Source organism: Candidatus Acetatifactor stercoripullorum, from assembly GCF_944382095.1.
GTDB classification, from domain to species: Bacteria; Bacillota; Clostridia; order Lachnospirales; family Lachnospiraceae; genus Acetatifactor; species Acetatifactor stercoripullorum.
Genome location: NZ_CALWMU010000051.1, coordinates 1 through 16835 on the forward strand (window position 1 = coordinate 1; position 16835 = coordinate 16835).

The following is a 16835-nucleotide window of genomic DNA, read 5'->3' on the forward strand; positions in this document are numbered from 1 at the left end:
GAAGTGCGTATGGAGCTGGAAGAGCTGATCAGCGATATGTATACGGATAAAGGCTCTATGGAAGAGGTGCTGACTGAGCTTGGCGATCCTGCTGAATTTGCCAAACAATATCAGAGCGATCAAAGATATCTGATTGGGCCGGAATATTTTGACACCTATCTGTGGTTTGTCAGGGTGGTTTTCATCTGCGCTGCCATACCAATTTTGGGGATTTCTCTGATAAATGCCATAGGAGAAATGCCCGCGGTTACTTCCCAGAGCGCTGCCCCTGTTATTATCCGCGCTATTGTCAGCGGTCTGACTGCCGGGATTACGGATGCTCTCCTGTCCTGTGTGACCGCATTCGGTGCAGTGACCTTGACTTTCGCCATCATGGAGAGAAAAAAGATTCAGTTAGAGATGAAGAAAGCGGAAAAGTGGTCGGTAAAAAGTCTGTCAGAGGAAAAGAAAACAGCGGCCTTTCGGTGGACGCCAAAATTTTTGGAGCCTGTGCCCGATAAAAAAGCAATTATAAGTCGGGGCGACAGCATTGCAGGCATTGTGTTTATCGTTATTTTCAGTGTATTGCTGATTTTTGCCCCCAATTTCTTTGCTGCGTTCCTTACTGAGGGCGAAACTGTAACCACCGTGCCCATTTTCAATCTGGAGCAATGGGAAATCGTTCTTCCCGTCTTTATACTAAGTCTGCTGATTGGTCTTGCAGACGAGATATTACGCCTGATTGTCGGGGTCTACTGCAGCCTGGTAATGATCAGCAATATAGTGTGCGGGGTGCTTCAAATTCTGCTTGGCATTGTTGTGCTGAAGGTTTTACCCATTTGGAATCCGAATTTTGCGCTTGAACTTGAGATGGCATTGGGCGATAAAGCAGATTCCGGCGCCAGATTCCTCACTTACTGGAATGCTGATATGGTATCCAATGGACTTCTTACATTTATTGTTGCGATTACCCTGTTTGAAATAGGTGCAACAATATACAAGACACTCCGTTACGGTGTTTCCATACGAAATGAGAAGAATCTTGGGGCGTAGACAAAACCCCTGAAAAATGTACGATCAGCGCAAAACTCGTTTGATTTTTTGTAAATATGTGCTATAATACGGTTAGAATTTTTGAGAGGTGATGGCATGTATCGTACTGTCATGGAGCAGCTGCAAAAATGGAAAGAAAAAAAGCATCGAAAGCCGCTTGTTATTCGCGGCGCCCGCCAGGTAGGAAAAACCTGGCTCATGAAAGCCTTTGGTGCTGCTGAATACGAATCTACAGTTTATATCAATTTTGACAATAATGAACGGATGCGTAATTTGTTCAAGGGGAGCCTTGCGGCAGATCGACTGGTGACAGGTTTAGAACTCTATGCGGGGCATAAGATTGACCCATCTAATACCCTTCTGATTTTCGACGAGGTGCAAGAAGTGCCGACTGCGTTGACCAGTCTCAAGTACTTCAATGAGGACGCACCTCAATATCAAATCATCTGTGCCGGTAGTCTATTGGGTGTTGCACTGCATCAGGGGACCTCGTTTCCCGTTGGAAAGGTGGAGTTTCTTGATCTTTATCCACTCTCCTTCTCTGAATTTCTCATTGCTATGGGGAAGGAGCGCTATGTAGAACTGCTGCGGCAGGGCGATTTTGACATGGCCACCATGTTTAAGCAGGATTATTCCGATCTGCTGAAGCAGTACTACTATGTAGGCGGTATGCCGGAAGTCGTCCAGGCTTTTGCAGACAATCAGGACTTCAATGAGGTTCGGGAAATTCAACAGCGCATTCTGTCCGCTTATGAACAGGACTTCTCCAAGCATGCTCCCAATGAAACGGTGCCTCGTGTGCGTATGTTGTGGAACAGCATCCCGGCCCAGCTTGCAAAAGAGAATAAGAAGTTTATCTATGGTCTCATCAAAGAAGGGGCTCGGGCGAAGGAGTATGAGCTGGCAATGCTCTGGCTGACGGATTGCGGACTTGTCCACAAGGTACATCGAGTTTCCGCCCCCAGTTTACCGTTAAAGGCCTATGAGGATTTGAAGGCATTCAAACTGTTTCTGCTGGATGTGGGCCTTTTGTCCTGCATGGTGGGCCTGCGACAGGATGTGCTGCTGGATGGGAATGATCTGTTTAAGGAATTCAAGGGAGCACTAACAGAGCAGTATGTCCTACAGCAGCTTAAAACTATCAAGGGGCTGAATATCTACTATTGGACTGCAGATCGTGGAACTGCGGAAGTGGATTTTGTCATCGACAACGGTAAAGATGTGATTCCAATTGAGGTCAAAGCCGAGGTTAATCTCCAGGCCAAGAGTTTGAAAGTTTACCGTGAGAAATTCCAGCCACGGCTGTCCATTCGCACATCCATGGCAGACTATAAAAAAGAAGACTGGCTGCTGAATCTACCGCTGTGGGCAATAAATACTAAGTTTGGGGAAGGAGGATAATAAGAAGGAAAGGTCGTACTATGCTTTGCACAATAAAAGAGCGTATCGATTATCTTTCAATCAATACGCTCTCTCAGACTGCTGTATCCAAGGGACCTTCCTCCATTTTCTTTCTTCCATTTCTTCTTTTGTTCTCTTTCCACTTCTCTTTTGTACTAGCGTACTGTAACGTCCAATGTCTTTCTTCTTTTGCGATTCGTTACCTTTTCTTCTGTGTACTTGATTTTTCTTTTCTTTTGTTCCTTATTCATTTGTACATCAATGGAAGAATATTTTTAATTTATATGATACATAAAATTATGTGTTAGGTGGACCGTACCTCCTTTGCTTAGATTTTTTCTACAGCTTTTCTTTGCTGTTCAGCCTTCCTCTGCTGTTTTCTTTTTCTCTTTTCTTTTGTTGATTTTATTATAGTCTATGCCTCTACATTTGTCAACATATTTCTTTAAAAACTTATCTATTTTTTCATTATTCGCATTTTGTATTTATTCATTTACATTTTTCGACAATTTTCCCAATATTTTCTGTATTTTACCTCTGGAATGCTCTTTCTCTATTTACAGAAAATGCTCTAAGCAGCTGCTTTATAAACCATGGCAGAAACCATGATCCAAAAGCTGCTTAGAGCATATACCTACGAATTGAAAATGAGGCTTTCCCTACAGCCTGGTGGTTACAAAAATATCATAAATTGCTTTGATGGCAGTTTCAAAATCCTTATTATCCACACCGATAATAATGTTCAGCTCCGAGGAGCCCTGATCAATCATCTTCACGTTTACATTGCTGTGGGCCAAAGCGGAGAAAATTCTCCCTGCGGTTCCCCGGGTGGACTTCATCCCCCGTCCCACTACAGCAATCAGTGCAAGATCGGACTCAATATCAATGGAATCCGGGTTTACCACTCTATGCAGTCCGGCTACCACCTTCTGCTCCTTGTGGGCAAATTCATCCTGATGCACAAACACCGTCAGCGTGTCGATACCCGAGGGAACATGCTCAAAGGAGATACCGTTTTCCTCAAATATCTGCAGAACCTTTCTCCCGAATCCGATTTCGGAATTCATCATATCCTTTTCAATATTGATGGAGCAAAAGCCCTTCTTTCCGGCGATGCCCGTTATCACATATCTGGATTTCTGACAGGTGCTCTCCACAATCCAGGTGCCTTCATCCTCCGGCGCATTGGTGTTTCGTATGTTGATGGGAATTCCTTCCTGACGAACCGGGAAAATGGCCTCCTCGTGAAGCACAGTAGCTCCCATATAGGCAAGCTCCCGAAGCTCTCTGTAGGTAATCACCTCGATGGCCTGTGGATTTTCAATGATTCTGGGGTCCGCCACAAGAAAGCCAGACACATCTGTCCAATTTTCATAGGCGTCGGCCTTTACCGCCTTCGCCACGATGGAGCCGGTGATGTCCGAGCCTCCTCTGGAAAAGGTTTTCACCCTGCCGTCCGGCATGGAGCCGTAAAATCCGGGAATCACCGCCCGCTCAACGCCCGCCAGTCTTTCAGACAGGACTTTGTTGGTAGTATCCGCGTCAAATTCCCCATTTTCCTTAAAAAAGATCACTTCCGCCGCATCTATAAATTCATAGCCCAAATAATCCGCCATAATGATGCCGTTTAAGTACTCTCCCCTGGAAGCCGCATAGTTGCTGCCCGCTCCGGCGTTAAAGTTCTTTTCAATAGTCAAAAACTCCTCTTTTAAAGAAAGCTTAAGCTTAAGTCCCTGGATAATCTCCTGATATCTGGCCTCGATGGCCCGCAGCTGCTCCTTAAATTCTTTCCCCGAAGAAGCCAGATCATAACAGGCGTAAAGCATATCCGTCACCTTCACATCCTTGTCAAACCGTTTGCCGGGTGCGGAGGGAACCACATATCTCCGCTCCTGGTCCGCCCGGATAATGCTGCCTGCCTTCTGAAACTGTTCTGCGCTCGCCAGGGAGCTTCCGCCGAATTTTACTACCTTTGCCATTTTCATTTACTCCTCGTTATCTCTTGATATTCTCAGCTTTCCAAGCTATCTTCCACATCTTTTCAAAGGCCTAAGAAATAATCCATAAGCAGATGCCCCTCTGCAATCCGGTTCCCGCTCTTTAAGCCTTCCTCTTCATTATAATCCCAGTCATGGCGTTCGGGCTTTGTGCTGTCGTACAGCATATAGGGCACATCCTCTGCCGTATGTGTGCGCAGCCGGATAGGCGTAGGATGATCCGGAAGCAGAAGCAGGCGAAAATCCTCCCCGGCCGCCTCCATTTTTTCCACAACAGGGCCCACCACCCGCTCATCCAGGTATTCGATGGCCAAAACCTTTCGCTCCACGCTTCCCTGATGTCCCATCTCGTCGGGGGCCTCCACATGAATGTAGGCAAAATCATAGCCCTCCTGTGTAAGGGCTTTTACCGCCGCCTCCATCTTTCCGGCATAGTTGGTATGAAGGCCTCCGTTTGCCCCCTCCACCAAAGCGACGCCCATGCCTGCTCCCACGGCAATCCCCTTTAACAGATCTACCGCAGAAACCATCATCCCTCTCTTACCGGTCTTTTCCTGAAAGGAGGAAAGCATGGGTTTGGTTCCAGCCCCCCAGAACCAGCAGCAGTTTGCCGGGTTTAAGCCCTTTTTCTTCCGCTCTATGTTGATAGGATGATTCACCAGGATATCATAGCTTTTCTCCATCATTTCCCGAAGGGCCTTATCCTGGGGCAGATACGCTCCGATCACCTGTCCCAGCACATCATGGGGCGGAGTCAGCTCCACCACCTGTCCCTGCTTCCAGATCAGGCAGTGCCTGTAGCTTGTTCCCACATAAAAGCGATAGATATCATTCCCCAGCTGCCTGGCTGCCGCCTCAAGCAGCACGCTGCATTCCTCTGTGCTGATTTCCGAAGCGCTGTGGTCGATAATAACCCGCTTTTCAAATGGACCCTCCTCCTCGGAAAGAGTCACAATATTACAGCGAAGGGCAATGTCCGTATCCTCCATGGGCACGCCGATGCTCAGCGCCTCAAGGGGCGAACGCCCGGAATAATAGATTTTGGGGTCATATCCCAATACGGAAAGATTGGCTGTGTCGGAGCCCGGCTTCATGCCGTCGGGAATGGTATGCACCATGCCGATCTCCGAAAGCTTGCTCAGGCGGTCCATATTGGGGGTTTTCGCATAGGCCAGAGGCGTTTTCCCCCCCAGCTCCTCTATGGGCTCATCAGCCATGCCGTCGCCCAGCACTACAATATATTTCATAATTCTCCTCCTAGAGCAGTCTGATTCTGCCAAGCACTCTATCCGCCAGAGCCTCATATTTTCCGGTGAAATCATTCTCTTGCATCACAGGGGTAAAATAGCCGAAGTCCTGCTCTCTCCCCTCCAGACAAAGCAGCCTTCCCCCGGGGAACGCCTCTTCGATCTCCTTCTGGAAACCGGCTCTTGCCCTGATAAAGAAGCTTCTTTCCTCCAGGGAAACATCCGCAAGACGGACGTTTTCCTGTTCCCAGAAGCACATAATCACTCTGCCCGGATGCCTTGCACAGTCAATTACATCTGAAACCACTGCGCTGGCGGTGGGCAGCTTGCCAGCTCCCTTTCCGTAATACATGGAATCCCCCAGCATATTGCCGGTGACAAACACGGCGTTAAACACACCGTTTACCATGGACAGTGGATGCTCCTTATCGATCATAAAGGGCGCCACCATTGCAAGCACCTCATCCTCGGAAACAGTCTTGCTCCTTGCCAGAAGCTTGATGGTCTTTCCCGCCGCCTTCGCATATGCAAAGTCCGCTGCGGAAATTTTTGTGATTCCCTCCGTATATATCTTCTCGCTGTCCACGTTCTTCCCCAGCATCAGGGAGGAGAGAATGGCGATTTTCCTGCAGGCGTCATATCCCTCCACATCAGCCTCGGGATTGCGCTCCGCATATCCCTTTTCCTGTGCCCGCTTAAGCACCTCCTCAAAATCGGCGCCCTCTCTTTCCATTTTACTCAAAATGTAATTGGTGGTGCCATTCAAGATACCGGTGATGGCCTCTATTTTTTCCGCTGTGAGGGAATAGTTTAAGGGCCTGATGATGGGGATGCCGCCCCCTACGCTTGCCTCAAACAGATAATTGCAGCTATGGGCCTTTGCTATGGAGAGAAGCTCCGGGCCATGCTTTGCCACAAGCTCCTTGTTGGAGGTGCAGACGCTTTTTCCTCTCTCCAGCGCCTGCTTTGTAAACTCATATGCCGCTCCTGTGCCGCCCATGGTCTCGCAGACGATGGTCACCGTATCGTCCTTAAGAATCTGATTGAAATCATGAATCACCTTATGGCCGTACGGATCATTGGGAAAATCTCTCAGATCCAGAATATACTTAATATCCAGCTCCTGAGCGGCCTTTTTATTTACCATCTCCTTGTTCTTCTCGATCACCTCCACGACACCGCTTCCCACCGTGCCGTAGCCCAGTACTGCTATATTTATCATAAATTCCTCCCTTTCTGCCCCAAGCTATGGACATTTTCTCATTCTTTTGCTAAAATTTTTACATGGTGTACGCCCTTTTGGTTCTCCATCTGCTCTAACATTCGGGAAATGTCCCCGGTAGTCTGCAGCACCTGGACACTCAGGCTTAAGGATGCAATCCCATTAATGGGAATGCTCTGATGGATGGTTAAAATATTAGCATGATATTCCGCAATGATCTTGAGCACATCGGACAAAAGCCCCGGCTCGTCATCCATCTGAAAGGTCAGGGTAAAGGTTTTTCCCTGGGAATTGTCATGAAATTGAAAAATATCATCCTTATACTTATAAAAGGAGCTGCGGCTGATACCTACCGCATCAACCGCTTCCTGAACGGTCAGAACCTTTTCCGACTCCAGAAGCCGCTTCGCTTCCACCACCTTTAAGAGCACCTCGGGCACTGCCTTCTGCTTTACCACAAAGTACTTGGCCGTTTCTCCCATAAAACAATTTCCTGCTTTCTGCAAACAATTAAATATATTGTATATGCTATTGAAACACTTCGCAAAATGTTTCTGTATCGCGTACAGTTGTCTGCTGACGGAAGATATTCTAGCACAATGCTGACAGAAACGCAAGCTTTTTCTCCACGAAATTACAAAAAGAAACGGCAAGGCCTTGGCCCTGCCGCACTTTTATATTGGTTAATTCAAAGGATATTTGTCTGTAAGCGTCTGTACGATGGCTCTTGCCTCGGCGGTCTTTTCCTGGCCGCCCTTGATTACCATGGCGATAGCCTCGGCAATTTTGTCCATGTCCTGTGTATTCATGCCTCTGGAGGTTACCGCCGGTGTGCCAAGACGGATGCCGCTGGTCACAAAGGGAGACTGGGGATCGTTGGGAATGGTGTTCTTATTGCAGGTGATGTGCGCCGCATCCAGGAGCTTTTCCACCGCCTTGCCCGTAAGGCCGAAGTTTGTCAGATCCACCAGCATCAGATGATTGTCCGTGCCGCCGGATACGATCTTGATTCCTCTTTCTATCAGGCCCTTGCACAATGCCTGGGCATTGTCGATAATGCCCTTTTGATAAACCTTAAATTCATCGCTTAAGGCCTCCTTAAAGCACACTGCCTTGGCGGCAATCACGTGCATGAGAGGGCCTCCCTGAATACCGGGGAAAATGGCCTTATTGAAATTATACTTTTCGTTTGCTTCCTTATTGGAAAGAATCAGACCGCCCCTGGGGCCTCTCAGGGTTTTGTGGGTGGTGGTGGTCACCACATCCGCATAGGGAATGGGGCTTGGATGCAGTCCAGCCGCCACAAGGCCAGCGATATGGGCCATGTCCACCATGAGAACCGCTCCCACCTCATCCGCCACCTGGCGGAATTTTGCAAAGTCAATGGTACGGGCATAAGCGGACGCTCCCGCTATAATCATCTTGGGCTTTGCCTCCAGGGCGATCTCGCGCAGTCTGTCATAATCGATAAAGCCATCGTCGTTCACACCGTAGGGCACAATATGGAAATACTTTCCCGACATGTTGACCGGGCTTCCGTGGGTCAGATGTCCGCCGTGGTCTAAGTTCATTCCCATAATGGTGTCGCCGGGCTTGCACACGGCAAACTGCACCGCCATATTGGCCTGGGCGCCGGAATGGGGCTGTACATTTGCGTAGTCGCAGCCAAACAGCTCCTTTGCCCTGTCAATAGCCAGATTTTCCACAACATCCACACATTCGCAGCCGCCGTAATAGCGCTTGCCCGGATAGCCCTCCGCATACTTATTGGTCAACGGACTTCCCATGGCTGCCATCACAGCCTTACTCACCCAGTTTTCGGAAGCAATCAGCTCTATATGGCTGTTCTGCCTCGCCTGCTCATCCACAATGGCCTGGGCAATCTCCGGGTCCTCATTCCACACTTCATCCAATGAATACATAAAGTTAAATCCTCCTCTAAATGGTCTCACCGTCTTTTTCACGCTTTAGTGTGATAAAATTCTGAGTTTGATTATAGCATAGAATATAGGGAATGGAAATAAAAAAATGAATTTATTTACGAAAACCTCCGAAGCTGGTACAATGGGTGGGAAAAGAGGTTTTATTATGTATCACATTATCATCAATCCGGCCTCCCGTTCAGGCAGAGGACTTAAAATATGGAAAAAACAAATCGAGCCCGCCCTGCGTGAGAGAAAAATCTCCTACCGCTCTTACTTCTCCAACGCACCCGGTGAGATCGCAGATATCACGGCACAAATCTTCTCCCTGCATCCCGAAGGGCTTCTTCGGCTGATCATACTGGGCGGAGACGGCACCGTAAATGAGGCTCTTTCAGGCATGAGAGAGCTCTCCAGAGTGGTGCTTGGCTATATTCCCACCGGGTCCAGCAACGATCTTGCCAGAGCGTTAAAGCTCCCCAAAAATCCCCTGGACGCCCTGGATTTGATCCTAAAAGGCGCAAACGCCGCTTCCCTGGACCTGGGCTGCATCACCTACGCAGACGGCAAAAAAAGGCTGTTTGCCGTCAGCTGCGGCGTTGGCTTTGATGCGGCCGTGTGCAGGGAAGCCCTCCACTCTCCCATGAAAACTGTGTTAAACAAGCTGGGGCTTGGAAAGCTGACCTATCTGGTCATCGCCCTAAAGCAGCTGTTAGCCGCAAAAAAGGTTTCCTGCCAGCTTTCCTTTGAGGACAGGCCTCCGGTACATATCCAAAGACTGTTGTTTGTGACCTGCATGATACACCCCTACGAGGGCGGCGGCTTCATGTTCTGTCCCGGCGCAGACGCCCAGGACGGACTCTTAAGCCTGTGCGCCGCAGGGGATATCCCCAAGCTTCTGGTGCTCTTTGCCCTTCCCACCGCCTTCTGGGGCAGGCATTATTTTGCCAAAGGCATCGAGGCCTATCAGGCGGCCTCCCTGCAGATTCAGACCACCTCTCCCCTCTGGGTGCACACAGACGGCGAGGTTACGCAGAAAAGCTGCTCTTTTTCGGTATCCTGCCTGTCAAAGGCCCTCAGGCTCATTGTGCCGTAACAGGAAAATACAAACCTAAAGCTTTTCTTAAGATTGCTTAAGTATTGGAAAAAGGCATTGATTTTTATTTTTTTCAGGCTATACTTAAATTGTCTTTAAAAACAGCTGTTTGTGGCAAAAGTTTTGGTTTTTTTAAGCAGGCTGCGGCTGCATGGAGGTTTCGTATGAAAAACTTGAAAAATTTCTATTTAAAGTATAAGCATGGCATTCCTCTTATTTTATATGGCATAATCTATCTGTCTTGGTTTGCGCATCTGGAAAAAACAGTTACCAAGGGATACCACGTGATACATATGGCCGTGGACGACTACATCCCTTTCCTGGAGGTATTTATCATACCTTATCTGCTGTGGTTTGTTTATGTGGCTGCGGTGGTTTTGTTTTTCTTTTTCAAAAATAAGACGGATTACTACAGGACATGTATTTTTTTGTTTACGGGCATGACTATTTTCCTGATCGTATCCACCCTGTGGCCGAACGGCCATCATTTAAGGCCCGCCGTCCTTCCAAGAGATAACATTTTTACCCACATGGTAGAGCTTTTGTGGCAGACGGATACCTCCACAAACCTCTGGCCCAGCATTCATGTGTACAACTCTCTGGGAGCCCATTTTGCCATCATACGCAGCAAGGAATTTGAAAACAAGCGGGGCCTGCGTCTGTGCTCTTTGCTGCTTTGCTGTTCCATTATCATGTCAACGGTATTTTTAAAGCAGCACTCCATGTTCGACGTGCTCACCGCGTTTGCCATGGCGGCTGTGATGTATCTGGTTGTTTACCGTTATGATCTGGTTATGGCAATCAGAGCCCTGCGCTCCAGAAAGAATGCAAAGCCCCAGATCAGCTGAGAAGTACAGATCAGCAGGCATCAAAAATTACGGTACAGATTTAATGAGGGATATGGCCCAGGCCACGTCCCTTTTTATTTTTACCGTCATTTCACAGTAGACACACAGCGACGTTCCAAACCCTTTAAAGGCAGTTATTTTCAGCTTTAATTCAGCTTTTTGTTATATTATAATAAGATAAATCTTCGGGAGGTGAGGCGTCTTGAAAATATTGATTGTTGAGGACGAAATCCTGTTGGCCGATTCCCTGCAGGCGCTGCTTGCCAAAAATGGGTTTACAGTAGATGTGGCCTACGATGGGGAATCGGGGGAGGAATACGCTCAGCTTGGCGTTTACGATCTGCTGATTCTGGATGTAATGATGCAAAAGAGAAACGGATACGAGCTGGCAAAAGCAGACAGCTTTCCCCAGGAGCAGCCCGGAGGAAAGGAAGAAATTTTGTGCATTTTTGCCTTTGAAATAATCGGGCAAAATTCATATAATAAAAAAAGAACGTGTAGCATTCACTGCGTAAACCCAGTTGAAGGCTGCACGTTTTTTATTTTATTTTACGGAGGTAACTTCCAATGGAAACTTCAAATCAGTATCTGGAAACAGAGCCTGTGGGCAAATTGATGGCCCGCTATTCCGTTCCCTCATCATTTCTCTTCTGGTCGGCGCCCTTTATAATATTGTCGATCAGATTTTTCTTGTATTGATGGCAGTCTATCTGATTTTTCAGAATCAGATTATTTCCATGTTCGGCGGCACTGTAAATGAAGAAACCTTTGCTTATTCACAGGAATACTTTTTCTACATCACCCTGGGCATACCCTTTTATATGTTTGGCCAGGCCATGAACCCCATCATCCGTGCGGACGGAAGTCCCGGCTTTGCCATGGTCTCCACACTGGCCGGAGCGGTGGCTAATACAATCCTGGACCACATTTTCATTTTTATTTTTCAATGGGGCATGATGGGTGCGGCGGCTGCCACAGTAATAGGACAGGTTCTTACAGCTGTTCTTTCCATCTGGTATCTCCTGCATATGAAAATTATTAAACTGTCCGGGAAGGATTTCGTCATAAACCGCAGAATCTGCGGCAGAACGCTGCTTTTGGGCATCACAAGCTTTTTCTCCCAGATCTCCCTGGTGGCAGCCATGGCGGCTATCAATAATATGCTCCGCAAATACGGAGCCTCCGATCCCATCTTTGGACAGCCCCAGTATGCGCAGATACCAATGGCAGTTGTAGGCATCGTTATGAAATTCTTCCAGATTATCATTTCCATTGTAGCGGGAATGGCCGCCGGATGTATTCCCATTGTGGGCTTTAATATAGGGGCGGGAAACAAGCTCCGTGTCAAAGAGCTATTCACCAGGCTGTTGACTGCAGAAGCTGCCGTAGGCGTAATCGCCTTTCTTCTTGTGGAGTTTTTCCCCAGGCAGCTGATCTCTATCTTTGGCGCCGCCAATGAAAGCAGCTATTATACTGCCTTTGCCGTTCACGCATTCCGGATTTACTTATGTATGATTGTACCGGCCTGCATCAATAAGGCGTGCTTCATCTTTTTACAGGCAATGGGAAAGGCGGCTGCGTCAACCGCCCTTTCCATGATACGTGAGGTTGTATTCGGTGTTGGATTTGCGCTTCTTCTGCCAGTGTTCTTCGGACTGGACGGCGTCCTTTTCTCCATGCCGGTATCGGATTTTTTAACCTTTCTCGTGGCGGTTTTTCTGATCTTGGGCACATACAAGGAGCTCAATACAAAAACCGCGTAAAAAGACACAAAATATTTTTCAGTTAAATCCAAAAAGCTTCTGGCAGATTTTATAGCCCTCCACGGAAATTTTCCGTCCTCCCCTGCCCGGGAGGTTCATAGTGCCTCCCATGATGCCGTTGCGCATCCAGAAATACAACATTTTATCCTTACTCTTTAAATACTGCCACAGCTCCGCTTTCTTTTCCAAATGCTCCCTGGTGTCGGCGCGGATCAAAAGAACAGAGGAGACTGTGGTGATAATCTCCAGATAGTTTCTCATGTACTGGTACAGTTTCTTATTCTTGAGAAGCTCCTGCTTTCGATCCACAAAATAATCAATCATGATCTTATTGACCTTGATCTGCTGGTCGATACGGGAAATCATGATGCCCTCGTTCACCGACTGATCCACCCGGCCGATGTAATAGCGGTAAAAATTCACATCCAGATAATACATATTCTTCACATAGGGAAGGGGCTCAAACACATATAAATTGTCCACATAAAAGGTGTGCTCCGGAAGCTTGATTCCGCTCTCCTGTAACAGTTTGGTGCGGAAGATTACGGAGTGCATCAGGATGTAATGGCCCTTTGTAAAATGTCTGCAGTCCTCCCAGGTAAACAGCTTGTCCTTGGGAAGAATATGATGGTAGTGCATTACCTTGCGTCTCTTCTCCCCTTCCTTTTCATAGACAAAATTGCTGACAAGCATATCCAGGGCAGCTGCGCCCCCCGCAAGCTCTCTTAAGGTGGAAAGTATCTTAAGATAAGCATCCTCCTTCACCCAGTCGTCGCTGTCCACTACCTTAAAATAAAGGCCGGAAGCGTTTGCAATTCCTGTGTTCACCGCCGAGCCGTGGCCTCCGTTCTCCTTGTGTATGGCCTTCACAATGGTGGGAAACCGCTCTGCGTATTCATCAGCGATCTGCGCCGTTTTGTCCTTAAAGGAACCGTCGTCCACAATGAGAATCTCCACATCCTCTCCTCCTGTGAGAAGGGAATCAATACACTTTCTCATGTAGTTTTCAGAATTGTAGCAGGGTACTGCTATTGACAATAATTTCATCAGCTCACTCCTCCCGATATCTCTCTTTTCCTAATTTCATGCTTAGATATTTTGTATATGCGGCAAATGCCGATGGTATAGGATATTGGCTTTTCGTCTCCGCAGGCTCGATAAAAAGCCAGTGCTCCTTATTTTTTTCAGGCAGCTTAGGCTCCAGCTCGTCCACCCTGACCAGATACCCCTTCATATGCCATTCCTTGTGGGTAAATATGTGCTTAGCCTCCTCCAGGGGTTTAATCCGTATCATCTTTAAGCCGTTTTCCGCTAAAAACCTTCCCACCTCTTTCGCGCTTCGAAAGCCCTCCATGGAAGGAAATTCATACATTCCCGCAAGCAGCCCTTTACCCGGCCTTTTTTTGATGACGGTCTTATTTTCATCCTGTATCACAAGCACGGTCTTTTCTTCTATGGTTCTGGGCTTTTTAGCCGCTTTTTTCGGATAAGAGGCTTCCGTTTTCGTCCTGTGGGCCATGCAGATTTCTCCCAGGGGACAAGCCTCACACCGTGGGGCTCCGTTTGGAATGCAGACTGTGGCCCCAATTTCCATCATAGCCTGATTGAAGTCTCCGGGTCTGTCCTTTGGCATCACCAAAAGCAGGTCCTTCTCCACAGCGGTCTTTACCTTGGGGTCGCTTATGAGCCGTTCATCCCTTCGAAGCCGTGACACCACTCTGAGCACATTTCCATCCACGGCGGGCGCTCTGCGCCCATAGGCAATAGAGGCAATGGCTCCGGCCGTATAGCTGCCTATCCCTTTAAGCCTTAAGAGCTCCTCCACCGTATCCGGCATCCTGCCCCCGTATTCCTCCATAATCTGCACAGCCGCTTTCTGCATGTTGCGCACCCTGTTATAATAGCCCAGACCCTCCCACAGCTTTAACAGCACCTCCTCTTCTGCCCGGGCCAAAGCGCCGATATCCGGCAAGGTCTCCATAAATCGTTCATAGTAAGGCTTTACCGCCTCCACCCGGGTCTGCTGGAGCATGATCTCGGAAACCCACACCCGGTAGGGCGTCACCTGCTCCCGCCAGGGCAGTATTCGTCTGTTGGCGTCATACCATTTTAAAAGCGGTTCCGTGATCTGAAAAAGGATATCCTCAGAGGTGCTCTCCTCCAGACATACGGGAACGGGGGCGTTCAGGCTCATGGAATCCTGTGTCACCTGGCAGTCATAGGCCAAAAGCTCCACCCCCGCCTCCTTTGCTCTCTTCAGAGCCTCTGCAAACGCAGGATGGGTGGCTTTGTTGGGGGCAAAGTATTTCACCCCCTTCATCTGAATCACAAAAAGCACAAAAACCCGGTATCCGTCCTGTCTGGCAGCTATCAGCTCCTCCACATGCTTCACAGCCCGTTCGGAGGGAGCATCCGGAAAACGCACCACCCCATCCTCCTCCAGGGTAACGCCCTTTACCTCGATAAATATTTTTTCCTCTTCGGTCTCCACATAAAAATCAAACCGGGAATTCCCATACCTTGTCTCCGGACGCACCAAAACAAGACCGGGAAAGAGCTCCTTTTTGTAAAGCCACTCCTCCACGGCCTTATTGGGCGCCTGAGAATCCATATTTATAAGACGCTCCCCCTTTTTTACAGCCACAAGATCGTACCTTGTGCTTCTGTTTGGATTGGGGCTTTGAGCCAGCCATACCCTGGCCCCTTTCCTTAACAGCTCCCTGCAGCGTCCCGTATTTTTCACATGTACCTTTTCTTTTCTGCCCGCAAGCAGCACATAAGCCACAAAGCGGTTTGGCCGCTCCAAAAACTCTGCCTCTGCCATATGCTCGTATTTCATGAAAACTTCTCACTTTCCAAAATAGTCCCCCATCCCGCTGGCTCTGGGGTAAGGCACCCTTGCCGCGGGAACATCCCTGGCCGCGCTCAGGGTATGTATGATCTGATCGTCAAAAAAAATCTGCGCTCCAAAGGCCTTGAGCACTTCTCTTTTTTCCAGACCGCCCAGAAAGAAGGCCTCGTCCACCTTCACGCCCCAGGCCTGCAGAGTGCGGATCACCCTCTCATGGGCCGGAGCGCACCTGGAGGTGACCAAAGCCGTGCGGATGGGACAATTTTCCGGCCCAAGCTCCTCCTTTATGCTCGAAAGTTTTTTCAAAAAGCCCGCAAAGGGACCGGCTTCCAAGGGCTTTTGAGCATTCAGCCTCTCATTTTCCGAAAAAGCATGAAGCCCCTTCTCCTTAAAAATACGCTCTGACTGATCCGTAAAGAGCACTGCGTCGCCGTCAAAGGCAATCCGTATCTGATCTGCCTTTTCCCCACAGTCCTGAAACGGGCTGCTGTCATTTTCCGTACAGATGATGCCGGCTGCAATGCCGTTGTCCACAGCGCTCTGCACATCATCCTCATGGGCGGACAAAAAAAGATCCGTTTTAAAAGCGCTCAGATAAGGAGCCAGGGACGAGCCGCTTGCCAGCACCGCCCGCAGGATGGGCAGCCCATACGCCTCGATGGAGCGAAACACCCGCAGGGACGCCCCGGGACTGTTGCGGGACATGACGATTACCTCCACCAGCTTTTCCTTTTTCCCACATTCGTTCAGCCCAAGAAGGGCCTTAATCAGGCGAAAGCCAGGACCCGGCTTTAAAATATCCTTTTCGTGCTCTGCCTGATACCTGCAGTATGCTTCCACACCCTTTGTCTCATATATTTCATTTTCCACACTCAGATCAAACAATGCTCTGGTGGAAACACCTATGACCAATTTCGGCTTCTCTTTGCGCATATAAAGGCTCCTTTCCGGGAAGCTTCCAGTCAAAGGCCTCGCGCCGTCTGCCAAAAGGACTTTTACCGCAGACGGTTGCACTCGTATTTCTCCAGCGTAAGCAGGCAATTCTTCAGCGCTTCATACCGTTCCTCCACATCCCCGTCGTTTACTTCAATGTCACAGGCGATTGCCATAGTGGTAATCATATCGTCCGTGATACGGTGATGAAGTCCTGCCAGAATATTCAAACGCTGTTCGTAGGAGTCCGCGTCCAAAAATTCCAAGACAAGAGGATCCAGCGTGACCTGTTCCTCAGACTCCGGCGGCTCCGGCTGCCGACTTATCTCAGGCCGGTCAGGCGGCTCCGGCTGCCGACTCGTCTCGGACCGGTCAAGCGGCTCCGGCTGCTCCAGCCGCTCCTTTTGCCTTTGGCTGTCGGCGCCCTGCAGCTCGAAGCGGTACTCCTGAACCGCATCCGGATATTTTTCCCTGTCCACCCGGCTTATGAACATATCAAGTGGTCTCGCATAGGTCTTAAAGT

Annotated in this window: 15 protein-coding genes; 6 read left to right on the forward strand and 9 right to left on the reverse strand. The window is 48.7% G+C overall.

Translation table 11 applies throughout. The features are described 5' to 3' along the window. On the forward strand, window positions 1-1032 hold a 1032-nt coding region (locus tag SHK35_RS12710; RefSeq protein WP_318710056.1), incomplete at its 5' end, for a hypothetical protein. A 96-nt stretch (window positions 1033-1128) separates the two neighbouring features. Then, window positions 1129-2433 (forward strand): ATP-binding protein, encoded by a 1305-nt coding sequence (locus SHK35_RS12715; RefSeq protein WP_318702966.1) that lies wholly within the window; start codon window positions 1129-1131, stop codon window positions 2431-2433. 659 nt (window positions 2434-3092) lie between these two features. Here the strand turns inward: SHK35_RS12715 and SHK35_RS12720 are convergent. The 5 genes from SHK35_RS12720 to glyA all read right to left on the reverse strand — a co-directional run bounded on the left by SHK35_RS12720 (window position 3093) and on the right by glyA (window position 8821). Beyond that, window positions 3093-4412: an aspartate kinase gene (locus SHK35_RS12720; RefSeq protein ID WP_318710057.1), complete on the reverse strand. Its 1320-nt coding sequence runs from the start codon at window positions 4410-4412 to the stop codon at window positions 3093-3095. Between the two features lie 62 nt (window positions 4413-4474). After that, window positions 4475-5677 (reverse strand): cofactor-independent phosphoglycerate mutase, encoded by a 1203-nt coding sequence (locus tag SHK35_RS12725; protein WP_318710058.1) that lies wholly within the window; start codon window positions 5675-5677, stop codon window positions 4475-4477. Window positions 5678-5687: 10 nt separating this feature from the next. Further along, on the reverse strand, window positions 5688-6899 hold the full coding sequence (locus tag SHK35_RS12730; protein WP_318710061.1) for a homoserine dehydrogenase: 1212 nt from the start codon (window positions 6897-6899) through the stop codon (window positions 5688-5690). A 38-nt stretch (window positions 6900-6937) separates the two neighbouring features. Beyond that, the gene (locus tag SHK35_RS12735; RefSeq protein ID WP_318702962.1) at window positions 6938-7381 is read right to left on the reverse strand and encodes an ACT domain-containing protein; all 444 of its coding nucleotides are present in this window, start codon (window positions 7379-7381) and stop codon (window positions 6938-6940) included. A gap of 201 nt (window positions 7382-7582) precedes the next feature. Then, window positions 7583-8821 (reverse strand): serine hydroxymethyltransferase, encoded by a 1239-nt coding sequence (gene glyA / locus SHK35_RS12740; protein ID WP_318702961.1) that lies wholly within the window; start codon window positions 8819-8821, stop codon window positions 7583-7585. A gap of 166 nt (window positions 8822-8987) precedes the next feature. Between glyA and SHK35_RS12745 the strand changes: the two genes are divergently transcribed. From SHK35_RS12745 to SHK35_RS12760, 4 genes are all read left to right on the forward strand, one after another. Then, window positions 8988-9917, forward strand: a complete 930-nt coding sequence (locus tag SHK35_RS12745) for a diacylglycerol/lipid kinase family protein (RefSeq protein ID WP_318710063.1) — start codon at window positions 8988-8990, stop codon at window positions 9915-9917. A gap of 164 nt (window positions 9918-10081) precedes the next feature. Next, entirely contained in the window at window positions 10082-10765 is a 684-nt protein-coding gene (locus tag SHK35_RS12750; protein ID WP_318702959.1) for a phosphatase PAP2 family protein, read from the forward strand. Between the two features lie 202 nt (window positions 10766-10967). Then, window positions 10968-11381: a response regulator gene (locus SHK35_RS12755; protein WP_318710064.1), complete on the forward strand. Its 414-nt coding sequence runs from the start codon at window positions 10968-10970 to the stop codon at window positions 11379-11381. Between the two features lie 82 nt (window positions 11382-11463). After that, complete coding sequence (locus tag SHK35_RS12760; RefSeq protein WP_334303691.1) at window positions 11464-12528, forward strand: MATE family efflux transporter; 1065 nt, start codon at window positions 11464-11466, stop codon at window positions 12526-12528. 18 nt (window positions 12529-12546) lie between these two features. Here the strand turns inward: SHK35_RS12760 and SHK35_RS12765 are convergent, their stop codons facing one another. The 4 genes from SHK35_RS12765 to SHK35_RS12780 all read right to left on the reverse strand — a co-directional run. After that, a complete protein-coding gene (locus SHK35_RS12765) occupies window positions 12547-13575 on the reverse strand; it encodes a glycosyltransferase family 2 protein (RefSeq protein WP_318710067.1) in 1029 nt (342 codons plus the stop codon). A 4-nt stretch (window positions 13576-13579) separates the two neighbouring features. Then, entirely contained in the window at window positions 13580-15367 is a 1788-nt protein-coding gene (mutY, locus tag SHK35_RS12770) for an A/G-specific adenine glycosylase (protein WP_318710068.1), read from the reverse strand. A 9-nt stretch (window positions 15368-15376) separates the two neighbouring features. Then, window positions 15377-16312 carry a 5'-nucleotidase gene (locus SHK35_RS12775; protein WP_318710069.1) on the reverse strand — a complete coding sequence of 312 codons (936 nt, stop codon included), beginning with the start codon at window positions 16310-16312 and terminating at the stop codon, window positions 15377-15379. A 62-nt stretch (window positions 16313-16374) separates the two neighbouring features. After that, window positions 16375-16835, reverse strand: a 461-nt coding sequence (locus SHK35_RS12780; protein WP_318710070.1) for a DUF1653 domain-containing protein, incomplete at its 5' end; no start/stop codon positions are given.